This window comes from Bacillus sp. EE-W1 (genome assembly GCF_009760835.1).
GTDB classification, from domain to species: domain Bacteria; phylum Bacillota; class Bacilli; order Bacillales; family Bacillaceae_G; genus Bacillus_A; species Bacillus_A wiedmannii.
Genome location: NZ_WIPE01000126.1, coordinates 1 through 19,534 on the forward strand (window position 1 = coordinate 1; position 19,534 = coordinate 19,534).

20 protein-coding genes are annotated in these 19,534 nt (G+C 36.7%); 1 reads left to right on the top strand and 19 read right to left on the bottom strand.

Annotated elements, in window-relative coordinates:
• Positions 1–168: 168 nt before the first annotated feature.
• From GFJ36_RS27890 to GFJ36_RS27940, 11 genes are all read right to left on the bottom strand, one after another.
• The gene (locus GFJ36_RS27890; RefSeq protein WP_044740892.1) at positions 169–1,458 is read right to left on the bottom strand and encodes an adenylosuccinate synthase; all 1,290 of its coding nucleotides are present in this window, start codon (positions 1,456–1,458) and stop codon (positions 169–171) included.
• 215 nt (positions 1,459–1,673) lie between these two features.
• Positions 1,674–3,035: a replicative DNA helicase gene (gene dnaB, locus GFJ36_RS27895; protein WP_001286242.1), complete on the bottom strand. Its 1,362-nt coding sequence runs from the start codon at positions 3,033–3,035 to the stop codon at positions 1,674–1,676.
• A gap of 27 nt (positions 3,036–3,062) precedes the next feature.
• A complete protein-coding gene (gene rplI / locus GFJ36_RS27900) occupies positions 3,063–3,509 on the bottom strand; it encodes a 50S ribosomal protein L9 (RefSeq protein ID WP_088065087.1) in 447 nt (148 codons plus the stop codon).
• Positions 3,506–5,479 (bottom strand): DHH family phosphoesterase, encoded by a 1,974-nt coding sequence (locus GFJ36_RS27905; RefSeq protein WP_097890077.1) that lies wholly within the window; start codon positions 5,477–5,479, stop codon positions 3,506–3,508. Before GFJ36_RS27905 ends, rplI begins: the two co-directional genes overlap by 4 nt.
• A 78-nt stretch (positions 5,480–5,557) precedes the next feature.
• Positions 5,558–6,493 carry a YybS family protein gene (locus GFJ36_RS27910; RefSeq protein WP_141542728.1) on the bottom strand — a complete coding sequence of 312 codons (936 nt, stop codon included), beginning with the start codon at positions 6,491–6,493 and terminating at the stop codon, positions 5,558–5,560.
• An 81-nt stretch (positions 6,494–6,574) separates the two neighbouring features.
• Entirely contained in the window at positions 6,575–6,808 is a 234-nt protein-coding gene (gene rpsR, locus GFJ36_RS27915; RefSeq protein ID WP_000918874.1) for a 30S ribosomal protein S18, read from the bottom strand.
• Between the two features lie 44 nt (positions 6,809–6,852).
• On the bottom strand, positions 6,853–7,374 hold the full coding sequence (ssb, locus tag GFJ36_RS27920; RefSeq protein ID WP_000981963.1) for a single-stranded DNA-binding protein: 522 nt from the start codon (positions 7,372–7,374) through the stop codon (positions 6,853–6,855).
• 26 nt (positions 7,375–7,400) lie between these two features.
• On the bottom strand, positions 7,401–7,691 hold the full coding sequence (gene rpsF / locus GFJ36_RS27925) for a 30S ribosomal protein S6 (protein ID WP_001233781.1): 291 nt from the start codon (positions 7,689–7,691) through the stop codon (positions 7,401–7,403).
• A gap of 191 nt (positions 7,692–7,882) precedes the next feature.
• Positions 7,883–8,983: a redox-regulated ATPase YchF gene (gene ychF, locus GFJ36_RS27930; protein ID WP_000524660.1), complete on the bottom strand. Its 1,101-nt coding sequence runs from the start codon at positions 8,981–8,983 to the stop codon at positions 7,883–7,885.
• A gap of 115 nt (positions 8,984–9,098) precedes the next feature.
• Positions 9,099–9,296: a DUF951 domain-containing protein gene (locus GFJ36_RS27935; RefSeq protein WP_000436052.1), complete on the bottom strand. Its 198-nt coding sequence runs from the start codon at positions 9,294–9,296 to the stop codon at positions 9,099–9,101.
• Positions 9,297–9,316: 20 nt separating this feature from the next.
• Complete coding sequence (locus tag GFJ36_RS27940) at positions 9,317–10,174, bottom strand: mechanosensitive ion channel family protein (RefSeq protein ID WP_097890076.1); 858 nt, start codon at positions 10,172–10,174, stop codon at positions 9,317–9,319.
• A 260-nt stretch (positions 10,175–10,434) separates the two neighbouring features.
• On the opposite strand from GFJ36_RS27940, the gene yyaC reads away from it, so the two are divergent.
• Positions 10,435–11,031, top strand: a complete 597-nt coding sequence (gene yyaC, locus GFJ36_RS27945; RefSeq protein WP_097858866.1) for a spore protease YyaC — start codon at positions 10,435–10,437, stop codon at positions 11,029–11,031.
• Positions 11,032–11,051: 20 nt separating this feature from the next.
• On the opposite strand, the gene spo0J is transcribed toward yyaC, so the two are convergent.
• The 8 genes from spo0J to spoIIIJ all read right to left on the bottom strand — a co-directional run bounded on the left by spo0J (position 11,052) and on the right by spoIIIJ (position 19,486).
• Positions 11,052–11,903 (bottom strand): stage 0 sporulation protein Spo0J, encoded by an 852-nt coding sequence (gene spo0J, locus GFJ36_RS27950; protein WP_001051813.1) that lies wholly within the window; start codon positions 11,901–11,903, stop codon positions 11,052–11,054.
• Positions 11,896–12,657: a sporulation initiation inhibitor protein Soj gene (gene soj / locus GFJ36_RS27955; RefSeq protein WP_000516117.1), complete on the bottom strand. Its 762-nt coding sequence runs from the start codon at positions 12,655–12,657 to the stop codon at positions 11,896–11,898. Before soj ends, spo0J begins: the two co-directional genes overlap by 8 nt.
• 189 nt (positions 12,658–12,846) lie before the next feature.
• Positions 12,847–13,719: a nucleoid occlusion protein gene (gene noc, locus GFJ36_RS27960; RefSeq protein WP_000799025.1), complete on the bottom strand. Its 873-nt coding sequence runs from the start codon at positions 13,717–13,719 to the stop codon at positions 12,847–12,849.
• A 105-nt stretch (positions 13,720–13,824) separates the two neighbouring features.
• Positions 13,825–14,544: a 16S rRNA (guanine(527)-N(7))-methyltransferase RsmG gene (gene rsmG, locus GFJ36_RS27965; RefSeq protein WP_001019619.1), complete on the bottom strand. Its 720-nt coding sequence runs from the start codon at positions 14,542–14,544 to the stop codon at positions 13,825–13,827.
• 21 nt (positions 14,545–14,565) lie between these two features.
• On the bottom strand, positions 14,566–16,455 hold the full coding sequence (gene mnmG, locus GFJ36_RS27970) for a tRNA uridine-5-carboxymethylaminomethyl(34) synthesis enzyme MnmG (RefSeq protein ID WP_000541059.1): 1,890 nt from the start codon (positions 16,453–16,455) through the stop codon (positions 14,566–14,568).
• A 46-nt stretch (positions 16,456–16,501) separates the two neighbouring features.
• Complete coding sequence (gene mnmE, locus GFJ36_RS27975; RefSeq protein ID WP_087981843.1) at positions 16,502–17,878, bottom strand: tRNA uridine-5-carboxymethylaminomethyl(34) synthesis GTPase MnmE; 1,377 nt, start codon at positions 17,876–17,878, stop codon at positions 16,502–16,504.
• 226 nt (positions 17,879–18,104) lie between these two features.
• On the bottom strand, positions 18,105–18,722 hold the full coding sequence (jag, locus tag GFJ36_RS27980; RefSeq protein ID WP_060487895.1) for an RNA-binding cell elongation regulator Jag/EloR: 618 nt from the start codon (positions 18,720–18,722) through the stop codon (positions 18,105–18,107).
• Positions 18,719–19,486 carry a YidC family membrane integrase SpoIIIJ gene (gene spoIIIJ, locus GFJ36_RS27985; protein WP_048542855.1) on the bottom strand — a complete coding sequence of 256 codons (768 nt, stop codon included), beginning with the start codon at positions 19,484–19,486 and terminating at the stop codon, positions 18,719–18,721. Before spoIIIJ ends, jag begins: the two co-directional genes overlap by 4 nt.
• Between the last annotated feature and the right edge of the window lie 48 nt (positions 19,487–19,534).

The window sequence follows — 19,534 nt, forward strand, 5'->3', positions numbered from 1 at the left end:
GATGCTCTACCAACTGAGCTAATGGCTCATACTCACCAACGTCATATTTTCGTGACGACAAGATGTATCATAACATGTTTCCTTTGTTTTTTGCAATACTTTTTTTATTTTTTTATAAAAGATAAGAAAAAACTCATGCGGACATGAGTTTTTTCTCAAAAATATCAATTAAGCTTCGTATACGTTACGAACGATATTTGTTTGGTTACGATCTGGTCCAACTGAGAACATAGATAATTGAATTCCTGTTAACTCAGAAACACGTTCTACGTATTTTCGTGCATTTTCAGGAAGCTCGTCTAATGATTTTACACCAGTAATATCTTCTGTCCAACCTGAAAGTTCTTCGTATACAGGCTCACATTTCGCTAAAATGTTTAAGTTTGCTGGAACTTCATCGATAACTTCGCCATTGTATTTGTAAGCAACGCAAATTTTAAGAGTCGGAATACCTGTTAGAACGTCGATAGAATTTAATGATAAATCTGTTAAACCACTAACACGACGCGCATGCCTTACAACAACGCTATCGAACCAACCTACGCGGCGTGGACGACCAGTTGTCGTTCCGTACTCACGACCAACTTCACGAATTTGATGACCAATTTCATCATGAAGCTCCGTAGGGAACGGACCATCACCTACGCGGCTTGTATATGCTTTACACACACCTACAACGCGAGTAACTTTCGCAGGACCAACTCCAGTTCCAACTGTTACACCACCAGCAATCGGGTTAGAAGATGTAACGAACGGGTACGTACCGTGGTCGATATCAAGCATAACACCTTGTGCACCTTCAAATAATACACGGTGATTGTTATCTAGTGCATCATTTAATACAACAGACGTATCACATACATATTGCGCGATTTGTTGTCCGTACTCGAAGTACTCTTCGAAGATTTCTTCTACACTGAAACCTTCTGTATCGTACATTTTTTCAAATAAACGATTTTTTTCTACTAAATTGCGCTCAAGCTTTTCTTTAAATGCTTCACGGTCTAAAAGATCAGCCATACGAATACCAATACGAGCAGCTTTATCCATATATGCAGGACCGATACCTTTTTTCGTTGTACCGATTTTGTTATCACCTTTACTTGCTTCTTCTAATTCATCTTGTTTTAAGTGATAAGGTAAAATAACGTGCGCACGGTTACTCACACGTAAATTATCAGTACTTACACCACGATCGTGTAAGTATTTTAACTCTTCAAGTAATGCTTTCGGATCTACTACTAAGCCATTTCCGATTACACAAATTTTCTCTTTATAGAAAATACCAGATGGAATTAAGTGTAATTTATATTTAACTCCGCCGAAAACAATTGTATGTCCCGCGTTATTTCCACCTTGATATCTTGCAACTACTTCCGCATGCTCAGAAAGAAAATCAGTGATTTTACCTTTTCCTTCGTCGCCCCATTGTGTTCCTACAACTACTACTGAAGACATTATTAAAGCACCTCCGCGATTTTCAAACGATCTATTCAAACAATATAATTGTACCAAAACCGAAAAAGAAGTCAACCAAAAAGCGAACATTTTTTTATTAAAAAACATTTTCGTTCGTAAGAATTATATTTTCACACTATGAAAGCCTTATCTTTCCTATAAAAAAAAAGAAACACATCTTATTATAAGAAATGCATTTCTTTTTTATACTATCTTTATGCAGGCGGCGCATGTCCATCCTCGAAGCGACGTTCTAAGTTAACGAACTTATTGAACTCTTTAACGAATGCGAGCTCTACTGAGCCTACGGGACCGTTACGCTGCTTTGCAATAATAATTTCAATCGTATTTTTATTTTCCGTTTCTCGGTCATAGTAATCTTCACGATATAAGAAGGCTACAATATCAGCATCCTGCTCGATACTTCCTGATTCACGAATGTCAGACATCATCGGACGTTTATCTTGACGAGATTCTACACCACGAGATAACTGTGACAAGGCAATAACAGGCACTTGTAATTCACGCGCAATCCCTTTTAATGTACGAGAAATCTCAGATACTTCCTGCTGACGGTTTTCTCCTGATTTCCCGCTTCCTTGAATAAGCTGTAAATAGTCAATTAAAACCATCCCTAGACCTTGTTCTTGCTTTAATCTACGGCATTTCGCTCGAATCTCATTTACTTTAATCCCTGGTGTATCATCAATATAGATACCAGCATTAGAAAGGCTCCCCATCGCCATTGTTAATTTTGCCCAATCATCAGAAGTTAATGAACCGGTACGCAGTCTTTGCGCATCAATATTTCCTTCTGCACAAAGCATACGCATAACAAGCTGATCAGAGCCCATCTCTAAACTAAAAATCGCTACATTTTCATCAGTTTTCGTCGCTACGTTTTGTGCGATATTTAATGAAAATGCGGTTTTCCCTACTGATGGACGTGCCGCTACGATGATTAAATCATTTCGCTGGAAACCTGCGGTCATCTTATCTAATTCTGTAAATCCAGTTGGTATCCCAGTAACTTCACCTTTTTGATTATGCAAAAGTTCAATTTTATCGTAAGCATCTACAAGAACATCTTTAATGTTTTGGAATGCTTTTGCATTCGTTTGGTGAGATACTTCTAATATTTTTTTCTCAGCCTCATTTAAAAGACCATCCACGTCATCTTCTCTCTCATACCCATCAGACACGATATGAGTCGCTGTTCGAATCAAACGACGTAATAGCGCCTTTTCAGCGATGATTCGTGCATAATATTCTACGTTAGCAGCGGTTGGAACAACTTCTGCTAATTCTGCTAAGTAAGAAACCCCACCAACTTCTTCTAATAATCCTTGATCAGCCATTGCTGACGTCATTATTACTAAGTCAATCGGCTCTCCTTTATCAGATAACCCAAGCATGACTTCAAAAATCTTTTGATGTTTCGTTCGATAAAATGAGTCAGGTACCAATAATTCCGATGCTGACGTTAACGCATCTTGATCAATTAATATGGCCCCTAAAACCGCCTGCTCAGCCTCTATATTATGCGGAGGGGTACGATCAGCCATTACATCACTCATACGCAATCCTCCTTGCTTAACTTATTTTTATTGTTCACTAACATGAACTTTTACTGTTGCTGTTACTTGCGGATGCAACTTCACAGTAACGTTTGTATAGCCTAATGCACGAATTGCATCATCCATTTCAAATTTACGTTTATCAAGTTTAATTTTATGTGATTTTTGCATTGCATCTACGATTTGTTTACTTGTGATTGAACCGAATAGACGGCCACCTTCTCCAGATTTCGCCTTTACTTCTACAGTTAGTTTCTCTAACTTTTCTTTCAACTCTTTTGCATTTTCAACCTCTGCTGCTGCATCTTTTTCTTCTTTTCGCTTTTGAGCTTCTAAAGTTTTCATACTGCTATTTGTCGCTTCAGCAGCTAATCCTTGTTTTAGTAAGAAGTTATTTGCATAGCCATCTGGTACGTTTTTTATTTCTCCTTTTTTCCCTTTACCTTTTACGTCTTTTAGAAAAATTACTTTCATGATTGTGTGCCTCCCTGTAAATAGTCATCAATAACAAATCGAAGCTTCTCCTCAGCTTCATCTACTGTAACATTTTTCATTTGTGTGGCTGCATTCGTTAAATGCCCACCACCGCCTAAATTTTCCATAATTAGCTGCACGTTCACTTCACCTAAAGACCTACCGCTAATTCCAATGAAATTCTCGCCACGTTTTGCAATAACAAATGACGCAATAATTCCTGTCATTGTTAATAATGTGTCCGCTGATTGCGCAATAAGCACTTGATCGTAGTAATCATCACTATCAACTTTTGCAATCGCAATTCCATTTGTATAAATGTACGCATTTTTAATAGCTTTTGCAACCCGTAAATACTGATCCATATCTTCTTTTAAAAGCTCTTGTACAAGTACAGTATCTGCACCATGTGAGCGTAAATAAGAAGCGGCATCAAACGTACGAGCACCCGTCCGGAATGTAAAGCTTTTCGTATCAACAATAATACCTGCTAACAATGCCGTTGCTTCTAACATTGTCATTTTTAAATTTTTCGGTTGGTACTCAAGTAATTCTGTAACAAGTTCTGCCGTGGAAGAAGCGTATGGCTCCATGTAAACAAGCAATGGATCTTCAATAAAATCTTCTCCCCGGCGATGATGGTCAATAACAACTACATTTTCAATTTTATGTAACAGCTTTTCTTCCATCACCATTGAAGGTTTATGCGTATCAACAACAACAAGTAATGAATCATCATTTGCAAATTCCATCGCTTGTCCTGGGGTAATAAAGTGAGACCATAACTCTTCGTTTTGTTTCACTTTATCCATTAAACGCTTAATTCCCTTATCAGAATCATTTTCATCTAACACAATATATCCTTTGCGCTCATTTAATTGCGCTACCTTTAAAATACCAATCGCAGCACCAATTGCGTCCATATCAGGAGCCCTATGCCCCATTATAATGACATTACTACTTTCTAATACTAAATCCTTTAATGCATGCGAAATAACTCTGGCACGTACACGAGTACGTTTTTCAACTGGATTCGTCTTACCACCATAAAACTTAACTTTACCTGTCGCTTGTTTAATAGCTACTTGATCTCCACCACGGCCAAGCGCAAGGTCTAAACCGGACTGAGCCATTGCCCCAAGCTCTGATAAAGGTAAATCACCTGATCCAACACCTACACTTAAGGTGAGTGGTATATTCCTTTTGGATGTTTCTTCACGCACCTGATCTAAAATGCTAAATTTCCCTTTCTCCATCTGCGCTAAAATACTCTCATTTAGTACAACGAAGAATCTTTCTGAAGATGCACGTTTTAAATATGCCCCATACTTAACGGCCCATTCATTTAGTCGTGATGTTACAAGACTTGTGATATTCGTACGTAATTGATCATCTAACCCCTGTGTAACTTCATCATAATTATCTAAATAAATAACAGCCAAAACAGTTCGTTGATCCTCGTACATCTTTTCAATCTCTGTTTGTTCCGTTACATCAAAGAAATAAATTAACTTTTCTTCTTTCCTTACAAAAACGCGAAACTTTCGGTTATTTAAAGAGACTATATCGTCGGAAGTTTCTCCCTTAATAAAAAGAAGCAACGTTTCTGATACATCATAAAGGTGCCATCCAGCTAACGCATGCTGTCCTAGACATGAAGATAAATAAGGATTCGCCCAATCAATCCCATAATCCTTATTGTATAACAAAATACCAATCGGCATTTGGTTAAATGCTTCATTACTCACTTTCTTTACTCTTGTAATCATATCTGCCGTATACTTTTCGAAATTCCTTTGAAAGGTCAGTTCAAAGCGTATAACAACAAAAAGTACAATGCAAAAAATAAAAAAGGTGGATATCCCCATAATTAAATGAAAATAACAGAGGATGGCAATGAGCACAAACAAGAAAAATGCCAATACATAAACAGGATATAAAAACCACTGTTTCTTATAAAATTCAGGCATGTATACAACTCCTATAAAGTAAAACTAACTCACCTTTCAGTTAGTTAAACAGATTAAAATAGTATAAGGAATATTACTTTATCCTCCTATTTTAGAACGCAATGAAATCCCTAAATCAATTATACCTAAGATTGTCACAAGAGGAAACAACATCGGTATAAACATGCAGACAATAAAACTAATAATAGGAACCCCTTTCGTAAAACCTTTGCTATGCGCTAGAAAAGCGATAAATGTCAGACCTTGTAGTACTAGTAGTAAGGCAAATATGACATATAGGTTAGAAAATACCATATGTAAATATGATGTCGGTTCTACTTTTATAAAAGTTGATAGCAAAATAAATATAACGTAATACCAAACAATACTCTTTGGTAATTGTATATCTTTAAATTTAGGCCAAGGTATAACGTCATGCTTTAGTTTTCTCAAAACACTACCTGATATCATAACTGTAATCCAAGAAAAACATACCGAGACCATTACAAGCAAACTTGGGAAAAACGTTTGTAACACATCATTAAATTGTGCAAATAATTCTTTTTGCTCCTTACTAATAGGCATACCAGCAGCAGTGACTATCTTTTCACTTTGCGCCATACTTTCATTAAGCATATTTTGCATTTGCTTCATTAAATCTATGTTAAAAAACTTTATACTTGCAACATAAATGAGCATAATACCAATTAAGTACGCAAGCGTCCCCGCCATCAAAATTTCTACCGGTTTTTTTTGTTTTTTATACATATATCCTAAAACGATACCTATCAATCCAAACATAGTTGTCTTTACTAGGTTCATCGGTTGACTGACAATAACAGTAATAAAAAGTGCCGCCGTAAAAATTACAAAGGCGTTAGATAATCTATATCTTATCGTTAGCAATATAAACGGCAATGGCAACGCAAACGTTACAACTGTACCTAAAATTGGAACATACATAGATATAAGCAATAACATTGCATATATCGCTAGCAACGCTGCACCCTCAGTAATAAATTTCGTATTCTTCATCATCTAACCTCTCTTTCAAAAAAAGAAAAGCATAGCAAAATGCACAGTAGAGTCCGACTCTACTGTGCATTTCATACGCTATTATTCACCAACATATGGTAAAAGTGCCATTTGACGAGCACGTTTAATTGCAACTGTAAGTTTGCGTTGGTATTTTGCGCTTGTTCCTGTTACACGACGAGGTAAAATTTTACCACGCTCAGAAACGAAACGTTTTAATAAATCAACATCTTTATAGTCAATGCGAGTGATGCCGTTAGATGTGAAGAAACACACCTTACGACGTTTCGCACGTCCACCTTTGCGTCCTGCCATGTCTATTCCCTCCATTCTTTGTTAAAACTAACTAATTTACTGTATTAGAACGGTAAATCGTCGTCGGAAATGTCGATCGGTTGACCTACATTTGAAAATGGATCGTCATTCTTCGTAAATCCAGAGTTACCTTGGTTACCTTGGTTACCTGAATTACTAGATTGACCAAATGGGTTAGAGCTTTGGTTACCGAAACCAGCTCCTGATGGTTGCTGATTAAATGAACCACGTTGCTCCCCACCGCCATTACGCGGCTCTAAAAATTGTACGCTTTCCGCAAGAACTTCTGTTACATATACACGTTTACCATCTTGTCCATCGTAATTACGAGTTTGAAGACGTCCATCTACGCCTGCTAAGCTACCTTTTTTCAAATAATTTGCTACGTTTTCTGCTTGTTTACGCCATATTACACAATTAATAAAGTCAGCTTCACGCTCACCTTGTTGATTCGCAAATGCGCGATTCACAGCTAACGTAAAAGTAGCTACTGCAACACCATTGGGCGTGTAACGTAAGTCAGGGTCCTTAGTTAAACGACCAACGAGGATAACACGATTCATCAATCGAACCACTCTCCCTTATATATCAATTATTTTTCTTCTTCTTTAACAACGATATGACGAAGGATGTCTTCGTTGATCTTAGCTAAACGGTCGAATTCGTTAATCGCTTCTGCGTTAGAGTTCACGTTTAAGATCATGTAGAAACCTTCACGTAAGTCGTTGATTTCGTAAGCTAAACGACGCTTACCCCACTCTTTCGTGTTAATGATTTCTGCACCATTGTTTGTTAAAACACCTGCGAAACGTTCAACTAAAGCTTTTTGAGCTTCTTCTTCAACGCCAGGACGAATGATGTACATAATTTCGTACTTTCTCATTACACTTTCACCTCCTTTTGGTCTAAACGGCCCATAATGGGCAAGGAGCAATTAATTTATAGTAATTACTCACGAGTTTAGATTATATCATAGTAAGTTAGATGAATCAACTCACCCATGCATAAAAAACTTGGCAAACACATAATATATTTGCCAAGCTCATATCTTTATTTTTCCTAGGAAATATTAAATTAAACGTTGAAGCGGAAGTGCATAACGTCTCCATCTTTTACGATATACTCTTTTCCTTCTAAACGAACTTTACCAGCTTCTTTTGCAGCTGTCATAGAACCGTTTGTCATTAAGTCTTCGTAAGAAACTGTTTCCGCACGAATAAATCCACGCTCAAAGTCTGTATGAATTACGCCAGCACATTGTGGTGCTTTCATACCTTGTTTAAACGTCCATGCACGTACTTCTTGCACACCAGCTGTGAAGTAAGTAGCAAGTCCTAATAAATCATATGCAGCACGAATTAATTGATCTAAACCAGATTCTTCAATGCCTAGTTCTTCAAGGAATACTTTTTTCTCTTCCTCGTCTAGCTCAGCGATTTCTTCTTCGATTTTTGCACATACAACGATTACTTGAGCATTTTCATTTGCAGCAAATTCTTTTACCATTTGTACATATTTATTTTCAGAAGGATCCATAATATCATCTTCACTTACGTTTGCTACGTATAACATTTCTTTCGTTGTAAGTAAATGAAGGCCTTTAACAATCTTCATTTGTTCTTCTGTAAATTCAACAGTACGAGCTGGTTTTCCCTCTTCAAAAGCTTCTTTTAAACGAACTAAAATTTCATGCTCATATACTGCTTCTTTATCTTTTTGTCTTGCTAACTTCGCAACACGCTCGATACGTTTATCAACAGATTCTAAATCCGCTAAGATTAGCTCTAAGTTGATTGTTTCGATATCATCGATTGGATCTACTTTCCCTGAAACGTGTGTAATATTTTCGTCTTCAAAACAACGAACAACTTGGCAAATTGCATCTACTTGGCGAATGTGAGATAAGAATTTATTTCCTAAACCTTCACCTTTACTAGCACCTTTTACGATACCTGCAATATCAGTAAACTCAAATACAGTCGGAACAGTTTTTTTCGGTTCTACTAATTCCGTTAATTTATTTAAACGCTCATCTGGTACTTCTACAATCCCTACGTTTGGATCAATTGTACAGAATGGATAGTTTGCAGATTCTGCTCCTGCTTGTGTAATTGCATTAAATAAAGTTGACTTCCCTACGTTAGGTAATCCAACAATCCCAGCCGTTAATCCCATATTTTTCACTCCTATGTCTCAATCTTTCATCATTATAGATAGTAACGAAAAAAATGACAAGTTTCCTCCAAACGAAAAAAAGTAACAGCTACCCATTGCAACTGTTACTTTCTCTCTATTCTTCGTGCCTCACAAGTATTTTTTTCACCTTACGATCAAATTCTCTTCGAGGAATCATTACTGAATGGTCACATCCCTCGCACTTAATGCGGATATCCATTCCCATACGAATAATTTTCCAGCGATTCTCACCACATGGGTGGGCTTTCTTCATTTCCACAACATCGTACAAGTTATACTGCTTTTGCTCCATTCTCCAAACCCCTCTCCATACTAAATTGCTTTTCCACTCACCAATTCTTCACGATTATATAAAACCATACGTGGATATGGAATTTCAATCCCATGTAGATCTAGACGATTTTTAATTTCTTTACGAAGTGCTCTCGCAATAACCGCATGTTGCATCGGCTCTACTTCCGCAATAACACGTAATATAACTTCTGACGCAGCCAATGTTTGCACACCTAATAACTGAGGCTTTGCTACCATTTGCGTATACTGTGCAGGTAATTCTTCTAATAACTCTTCAATGACTTGCTCCGCTTTCGCTATGTCAGCCTCATACGAAATGGATACATCAACAAATGCTACACTATTACTAACTGAATAGTTCGTAACTTGAATAATACTTCCATTTGGTAAAGTATGAATTTCGCCTGTCCAACTCTTTACTTTTGTTGTACGAAGTCCAATTTCTAGAACGACACCTTCAAACTGACCAATTTTTACATAGTCACCTACTGAAAATTGATCTTCTAGCAAAATAAATAACCCCGTAATAACATCTTTTACTAAACTTTGAGCACCAAATCCGACTGCTAAACCAATTACCCCGGCACCCGCTAATAAACCAGATGCATTAATATTAAACACACCCAAAATCGCAATTAACATAATGAACATAACAACGTATGCCACAATATTTTCAAGTAACTTCGCTACTGTAACTGTACGACGTTCTGAAATTTGAATTGGCGAACGGCTTCCCATACGAAACGCATTTCGTACAATTGCACGCGCAACTCGCACAATAATTGCACCAAGTATTAAAATAACGACTATTTTTAGTGATTTCACACCTATATTCGTCCAATCAATGGACTCAAACCATTTCAACGCTAAATCCATGTACCTCTACCTCTCCAGCTAAAATTTCTTTTTAATCATCCTTCTTATTGTATCAGAAGTCACCCTGATTTCTGAAAAATTTTTATGACTTTAATTGCATTTGTTAACTTCCATGCAGGTATAAAATGGAACGAATATATATATACTAGTACTATTATTTCCGTTTTCACTCAAGTTTTACAGGAAGTACGCACTTATAGTTTTCCATTTTACTCACCATATAGCATATTTTGAAAATTTATTAAAAGGATGGATGCTTCATGAATATTGGAAGTTTTCGCTTACCCTTTTTCGAAAAAGAAACTCAAAATGTTATGCACCAAGACGTAGAAGCCTCCGAGACAATTAGTAACTTCTTACTTTCCCATATCCCTATTAAAACGAATATACCGATTATTCTCGTTTGTATCGGAACAGATCGTTCTACAGGCGATGCACTCGGTCCGTTAGTCGGTACGAAACTAGAACAAGCAGGAATTAAAAACTTCCAAGTGTTCGGCACACTAGATGAGCCAGTGCATGCGCTAAATTTAGAAGAAAAAATTCAGAATATACAGAAAGATAATCCTACTTCATTTATAATTGCGGTTGATGCCTGTTTAGGAAAGTCTCAAAACATCGGTTCCATCACTACCGGAATGGGGCCTAGTAAACCTGGAGCTGCGATGAACAAAAAATTACCTGCAGTTGGTGATTTACATATTCATGGCATCGTAAATCTAAATGGTTTTATGGAGTTTTTCGTCCTGCAAAATACAAGATTAAGTTTAGTCATGAAAATGGCTGATGTAATTGCACAAAGTATAAAAGAAACAGACCAAAAATTATCTGTATTAAAAAAAGCAAACCATCTATAAATAATAAGATGGTTTGCTTTTTAGTTTTTCTGCGCTAATAATTCTAAAATACGATTTAAATCTTCTTTATTAAAAAATTCAATTTCGATTTTACCTTTTTCTTTTTTCGTTTCTTTAATTTTCACATCTGTGCCAAACTTTTCTCTTAAGAACGTTTCGCGTTCTACGAAAAATATGTTTCTCTCTTTTTTCACTTGTTTTGTTTCACGTGAAACGCGTTGATTAATCTCCTGAACAATTTTCTCTAATTGACGAACGTTTAATCCTTCTTTTTCGATTCGTTTTAATAAAGATTTCAATTGTTCTTCATCTTTTATAGTAAGCAAAGTTCTCCCATGGGCCATTGAAAGTTGACCATTTGCAATCATATCTTGCACAAAAGGAGGGAGGCTTAATAACCGCGTATAATTTGCAATGTAAGGTCTGCTCTTACCAAGACGTTTTGCTAATTGTTCTTGCGTTACATTTAGCTCATTCATTAACATTTGATATGCCATTGCTTCTTCCATTGGGTTTAAATCTTCTCGTTGTAAGTTTTCAAGCAATGCAAACTCCATCATTTGCTGCTCATTTAATTGTCTTACAACAGCAGGTACCTTTTCGAGCCCTGCCTCTTTGGCAGCACGATATCTTCTTTCACCTGCAACAATTTCATATCCTTTAATACTCTTCCTAGCAATTAACGGTTGCAATATGCCGTGCTCTTTAATAGAGGCCGATAATTCTTGAATTGCCTCTTTATTAAAGTGTTTACGTGGTTGATATGGATTCGGTCTTAATTCAGTTATCACAATCTCCTGAATTGCCTCTTCTTCTTTCACATCTAAATCAGGAAAAAACACATTAATTCCTCTTCCTAATCCTTTAGCCACCTGCAATCACTTCCTCTGCTAAATCTATATATACTTCTGCCCCTCTTGATTTAGCGTCATACTGCATAATTGGTTTCCCATGACTTGGTGCTTCACTTAAACGAACATTACGAGGAATAATCGAACGGTATACTTTATCCCTAAAGTATTTTTTCACTTCATCTATAACCTGAATCCCTAAATTCGTACGGGCATCCAACATCGTTAACAATACACCTTGAATTGCTAGATTTTTATTTAAGTGCTTTTGCACAAGTCGAACTGTATTTAATAGCTGACTTAATCCTTCTAGTGCGTAATATTCGCATTGAACAGGAATAATAACAGAATCTGCTGCGGTTAATGCATTAATCGTTAATAACCCTAAGGACGGGGGACAGTCGATAATAATATAGTCATATTCATCACGAACTGGCTGTAATGCCCTTTGTAAACGTACTTCCCGGGAAATAGTCGGTACCAATTCAATTTCAGCACCTGCCAATTGAATTGTAGCGGGTAGAACATCTAAGTTTTCAGTTGCGGTTTTACGTATAACCCCTTGAACATCTGCATCTTCCACAAGAACATTGTAAATACATTGATCTAATTCGGATTTTTCAATTCCCACACCAGTCGTTGCATTTCCTTGAGCGTCAATATCTACAAGAAGGACTTTTTTACCTACTTGTGCCAATCCAGCCCCTAAATTAACAGATGTTGTTGTTTTTCCAACGCCACCTTTTTGATTGGCAATAGCAATGATTTTTCCCATGATGTCACCTACTTTCAACCTTTCTATCTTATTCTAGTAACAATTACGTTTATTGTAACATGAAATAAAAGTTTTTCTTTTACGTCCTTATTAAACTTCAAAATTTATTTCTAAACTCCTTCTTCATCTAACAAGAAAATATAGTAAAAGAGACCTATCCAGTAGGATAAGGTCTCTAACACGCCATTATTATTTTTTCTTCGGAATTTTAATTGTAATTTGATAGTACTCATCAAATTCTTCTTCCGCAGAATTAACATTTAAACCACTGTCAGCAACCATTTGTAATGACTGCCTAATTGTATTCATGGCAATTCTCGTATCTCGACTTACTGCTTTTTGCTTTGCCTTACGCTTCGGTTTGGCTTCCTCTAGTAATTTCGCAATTCGTTCCTCTGTTTGCTTTACATTCAGTTGTTTCTCCACAATTTCCTGTAAAACCTTCAGTTGTAATTCCTCATTCTTTAAAGGAATGAGAGCGCGGGCATGACGTTCTGTAATACTTTTTTCTAATAACGCACGTTTTATTTCTTCAGGCAACTTTAACAATCGCAACTTATTTGCGATTGTGGATTGTCCTTTTCCAAGTCGTTGTGCCAATGCTTCTTGTGTTAAATTATGTAACTCAATTAGCTTTTGATATGCCACAGCTTCCTCGATTGCTGTTAGTTCCTCACGTTGCAAGTTTTCAATTAAAGCTACAGAAGCTGTCTCTGTATCATTTAAGTTCTTTATAATTGCAGGAACTTTTTCCCACCCTAACTTTGTTGCCGCACGGAAACGCCTTTCTCCAGCGATAATCTCGTACTTGTCATCCTCATATTGCCTCACAACAATCGGCTGAATCAGCCCATGTGTACGAATCGTTAGTGCTAGCTCTTCAATTCGTGCATCATCAAAAACTGTTCGTGGTTGATAACGGTTAGGGGTAATATTTACTATCGGAATTTCTTGTATTTCTTCATATACCTTTTTATCTATTTCTTCATGGCTTTCGTCTTGTAATTCGAATTCGCTCTCTTTATCTCCAAAGCCAAATAAACGAGAAAACGTATTTTTCATACATATTCCACCACCTTTTAGGCCTATTGACTAGTCTCCATAAAATGTTTCCTATGAAACATTTACGTTTTCATTTATATAATTTAATCTTACGTCTAATAAGATTTATTTTTCAATAGGTAATTTATTGGGTGTTCCCGGTTTGCGTGGATATTTCTTTGGTGTCTTGCGCTTTTTCTCGATTAATAAAATATTACGTTCACTTTCTTCAAACGGTAATTGGAACGTAGACATTTCTTTTAAATTCCCACCTAGCACCTCTAAAGCATACTTGCCATTTTCAATTTCTTCGTTTGCTGCGGCACCTTTCATTGCAATGAATGTTCCCCCAACTTTTACAAGTGGTAAACATAGCTCACTCAATACCGAAAGACGCGCGACTGCACGTGCCATTACAATATCGTATGATTCACGTACACCTTCTTTTTTCCCAAATGTTTCCGCACGATCGTGACAAAACGCAACGTCACCTAATTCCAACTTTTGTGCTAAATGATTTAAGAAGTTAATACGTTTTTGCAATGAGTCTACAATTGTTACTTTTAAGTGCGGGAAACAGATTTTCAAAGGAATACTTGGGAATCCAGCTCCTGCGCCAACATCACAAATTGAGAATGGTTCTGAAAAATCATAATAAAAAGCAGCTGTAATGGAATCAAAAAAGTGTTTTAAATATACTTCCTCTTTCTCCGTAATAGCCGTTAAGTTCATTTTTTCATTCCACTCTACTAATGTTTCAAAGTAGATTTCGAACTGCTCTAACTGTCTAGAAGAGAGGGTGATACCCTTCTCTTCTAGCATAGATTGAAATTGTTCTATGTTCATCTAACAATATCTCCTTACTATTTATTGGTTCGATACTCGCGCAATTTTTCCTTGTTCAATATACACAAGTAAAATAGAAACATCCGCTGGATTCACGCCAGAAATACGTGAAGCCTGCCCCATTGAAAGTGGACGCACATCTTTCAATTTCTGTCTCGCTTCTGAGGCAAGGCTAGAAATCGCATCATAATCAATATCCACAGGGATTTTTTTGTTTTCCATTTTCTTCATACGCTCTACTTGCTGTAAGGATTTTTCGATATATCCTTCGTACTTAATCTGAATTTCAACTTGTTCTGTAATTTCATCACTTAATTCTACTTCGCTTGGTACTAAAAGATGAATATGCTCATATGTCATCTCTGGACGACGTAATAAGTCACTTGCACGTATTCCATCTTTCAATTCACTTCCGCCAATACTACGGATTAATTCTTGAACTTCAGGACGTGGTTTAATAATAATGCTGCTTAAACGTTCCTTTTCCTGTTCAATTTTTAATTTTTTATTTGTAAATCGCTCATAGCGCTCTTCTTTAATTAATCCAATTTCACGACCAACTTCAGTTAAACGAAGATCAGCATTATCGTGGCGTAATAATAGGCGATATTCTGCACGAGATGTTAATAAGCGATATGGTTCATTTGTACCTTTCGTTACAAGGTCATCAATTAAGACACCGATATAAGCATCCGCGCGACCTAAAATAACTTCTTTTTTACCTAAAGAACGACATGCTGCATTAATCCCAGCCATAAGCCCTTGTCCTGCCGCCTCTTCGTAACCAGAAGTTCCGTTAATTTGTCCTGCTGTATATAAATTCTTAATTTTTTTCGTTTCAAGTGTTGGCCATAGTTGTGTTGGCACAATTGCATCATATTCAATTGCATAACCTGTACGCATCATTTCAACATTTTCTAGGCCAGGTATTGTTCTAAGCATATCACGTTGCACATCTTCTGGTAAGCTTGTGGATAAACCTTGTACATACACTTCTTGTGTATTACGTCCTTCTGGCTCTAAGAAAATTTGATGACGTGGTTTATCATTAAATCTTACTACTTTGTCTTCAATTGAAGGACAATATCTAGGTCCTGTTCCCTTAATCATACCAGAATACATAGCTGAGCGATGTAGGTTTTCATCTATTAAACGATGTGTTTCCGTACTTGTATACGTCAACCAACATGGAATTTGATCCATAATAAATTTTGTCGTTTCAAAAGAGAAAGCTCGTGGTTTGTCATCACCTGGCTGAATTTCTGTTTTACTGTAATCAATCGTATTACTATTTACACGCGGAGGTGTACCTGTTTTAAATCTAACAAGATCAAATCCAAGCTCCTCTAAATGCTCGGATAAAGTAATAGATGGTTGTTGATTATTCGGACCGCTCGAATATTTTAAATCTCCCATAATAATCTCACCGCGTAAAAATGTTCCAGTCGTAATTACAACTGTTTTGGCTGTATATTCAGCACCAGCTTGCGTAACTACCCCTTTACATTCGCCATCTTCAACGATTAAACGCTCAACCATTCCTTGGAACAACGTTAAATTTGGTGTTTCTTCAATTGTTTTCTTTAATTCATGCTGGTAAGAAAACTTATCTGCTTGTGCGCGAAGCGCGCGTACAGCTGGTCCTTTACCTGTATTTAACATACGCATTTGAATATATGTTTTATCGATGTTGCGTCCCATTTCTCCGCCTAATGCATCAATTTCCCGAACAACAATCCCTTTTGCTGGTCCACCAACAGAAGGGTTACATGGCATAAACGCCACCATATCTAAATTAATTGTTAACATTAATGTTTTGGAGCCCATTCGTGCTGCCGCAAGACCAGCTTCACATCCTGCATGACCTGCACCGATTACTATGACATCGTATGAACCGGCATTGTATCCCATTGTTTATTCCTCCTAAAAATCTCTATCTTTCTCAAACATCGCTATATTATTTTCCTAAACAAAATTGAGAGAACAACTGGTCAATTAGGCTTTCATGGACGGTATCACCAGTAATTTCACCAAGTATTTCCCACGTTCTTGTTAAATCAATTTGCACCATATCAATTGGAACACCATTTTCTATTGCCTCAATTGCATCTCCAATTGTTTTTCCTGCTTGTGTTAATAATCCAATATGTCTCGCGTTAGAAACATATGTCACATCTGCAGAATCAATTGTTCCTTCAAAGAATAAATCAGCTATTGCCTTTTCAAGCTCATCTATTCCTTGTTCCTCAATTAACGATGTTGTAATAATACGATTTCCCGCTGCCAATTCTATAACACGTTCCATATCGATTACTTGCGATAAATCTGTCTTATTTACAATAACAATGAAATCTTTTCCTTGTACGGCACGGAATAGATCTTCATCCTCATGCGTTAAAGCCTCGCTATAATTAACGACAACTAACACTAAATCAGCTTGGCTCATCATTTCTTTTGAACGCTCTACACCAATTCGTTCAACAACATCTTCTGTTTCACGAATCCCGGCTGTATCTATAAGTTTAAGTGGTACACCACGCACATTAACGTACTCTTCAATAACATCACGAGTTGTTCCTGCAATATCAGTTACAATTGCCTTTTTCTCCTGAACAAGACTATTTAATAGCGATGACTTCCCAACGTTAGGTCTACCGATGATTGCAGTAGCAATACCTTCACGTAAAATCTTTCCTTGCTTCGATGTTTCTAATATTTTTGCAATTTCCGTGCGAACATGTGTAGCTTTCTCAATTAAAATATTATGTGTCATTTCTTCCACATCATCATATTCCGGGTAATCTATGTTTACCTCAACATGAGCCAACGTTTCTAATATGTCCTGGCGCAGACGGCCGATTAATTTAGATAATCGTCCTTCCATTTGATTAATCGCTACGTTCATTGCACGATCTGTTTTTGCACGGATTAAGTCCATAACAGCTTCTGCTTGTGATAAATCAATACGGCCATTTAAAAAAGCACGTTTTGTAAATTCACCAGGCTCTGCTAATCGTACTCCTTGCGCTAAAATAAGCTGCAATACTTTATTTACCGAAACAAGTCCGCCGTGACAGTTAATTTCCACTATATTTTCACGTGTAAAAGTCCTTGGTGCACGCAGAATAGATACCATCACTTCTTCAATAACCTGATTTGTATCTAAATCCACAATATGACCATAATGAATTGTGTGAGAAGGAACTTCTGTTAAATCCTTCCCTTTAAAAATACGATTAACTTTTTCAACCGCATCATCTCCACTTACTCGAACAATGGCAATTGCACCCTCTCCAAGCGCTGTGGAAATCGCGGCAATTGTATCAAATTCCATGTCCTTTCACCTCACTTGCTTATTTATCTCTATTTCAACATGATTATTTTCTTCACTAAATTATTAGAATACCATAACGAACCTATCTACAAAAGAATAATAACTCATTTTATTATGTCCTCATGTAAAAAACACTAAACTTATTCACAGTGGATAAGTTTAGTGTTTTTTAGTTATCCACACCTATTTTCCCCTCAAAAAAACCGGCACTCAATTGAGTAACCGGTCACTTGGAAGATATTACAACATGTCGATGTGGTTCTTTTCCTTCAGAAGTTGTAATGATATTTTGATGATTAGATAATGCTTGGTGGATAATCTTTCGTTCAAAAGATGGCATAGGCTCCAACACAACTCTTTTTTTCGTACTTACTACTTGTTTTGCTAATCGATAAGAAAGTGCTTCTAATGTAGCTTTTCTTTTACTACGATAATTTTCAGCATCTAGTGTGATGCCAATATACTGCTTCGTACTACGATTCGCCACAAGTTTTGTTAAATACTGCAAAGAATTCAAGGTGTTTCCTCTTTTCCCAATCAAAACACCTATGTTTTTGCCGGAAATTGTAAATTCAACTTCGCGTCCTTTTACAATTTTACTAATCTCAGCTTCCACACCCATATCATGAATAATATTTTTTAAATATTCTTCACATTCTTGAATCGGATCTTTCTTCAATACAACTTCTACTACTGCAGGTCGGTTCCCAAATAAACCTAGGAACCCTCTTTTACCCTCATCGATAATATTTATATCTACTCGGTCTTTTAGAACATTTAGTTGCCTTAAAGCATCTTGTACTGCCAGCTCGACTGTTTGTCCTTTAGCAGTAATTACACTCACTTGCTTGATCCTTCTGCCTTACTAGCCTTAATTTCTGGCCCCTTGATCAAGTACATTTGAGCGATACCAAAGATATTACCAACAACCCAGTAAAGTGATAATGCAGCTGGGAAGTTAATTGCAAAGACTAAAATCATAATTGGCATAAGCCAAATCATCATTGCCATTTGCGGATTTTGACCAGCTGTTCCTGCCATTGCAAGCTTTTGCTGAATAAATGTCGTAATTGCCGCGACAACCGGTAAGATATAGTACGGATCTGCCTGCCCTAAGTCGAACCATAAAAATGTATGCTTACTAATTTCTGCCGTTCTCATAATCGCATGGTAAAACGCAAATAAAATAGGCATCTGAACAAATATCGGTAAACACCCTGCTAATGGGTTTACACCATTTTTTTGATATAACTGCATCATTTCTTGTTGTAGTTTTTGCTGTGTTGCTTGATCTTTAGAACTATATTTCTCTTTTAACTTCACCATTTCTGGTTGTAACGCTTGCATTGCTTTCGTACTCTTCGTTTGTTTAATCATTAATGGTAATAATGCAAAACGAATGATAAGAGTTGTAACAACGATTGCTAAACCGTAATTACTACCAAATAAGTTGGCAAAATACGTAATTAACTGAGAAAGCGGATATACGAAATATTCATTCCAAATTCCAGTACTTTTCGGTGTAATCGGCTGTTTCACTTCACTACAGCCAGCAGCAATTGCCATTAATGCAATAACCATGGCTAGTAAACCTATTTTCTTTTTCAAAGCCTGCTCCTCCTTGTTTCGGTATGTATATAGTGTAATTCATTTCCT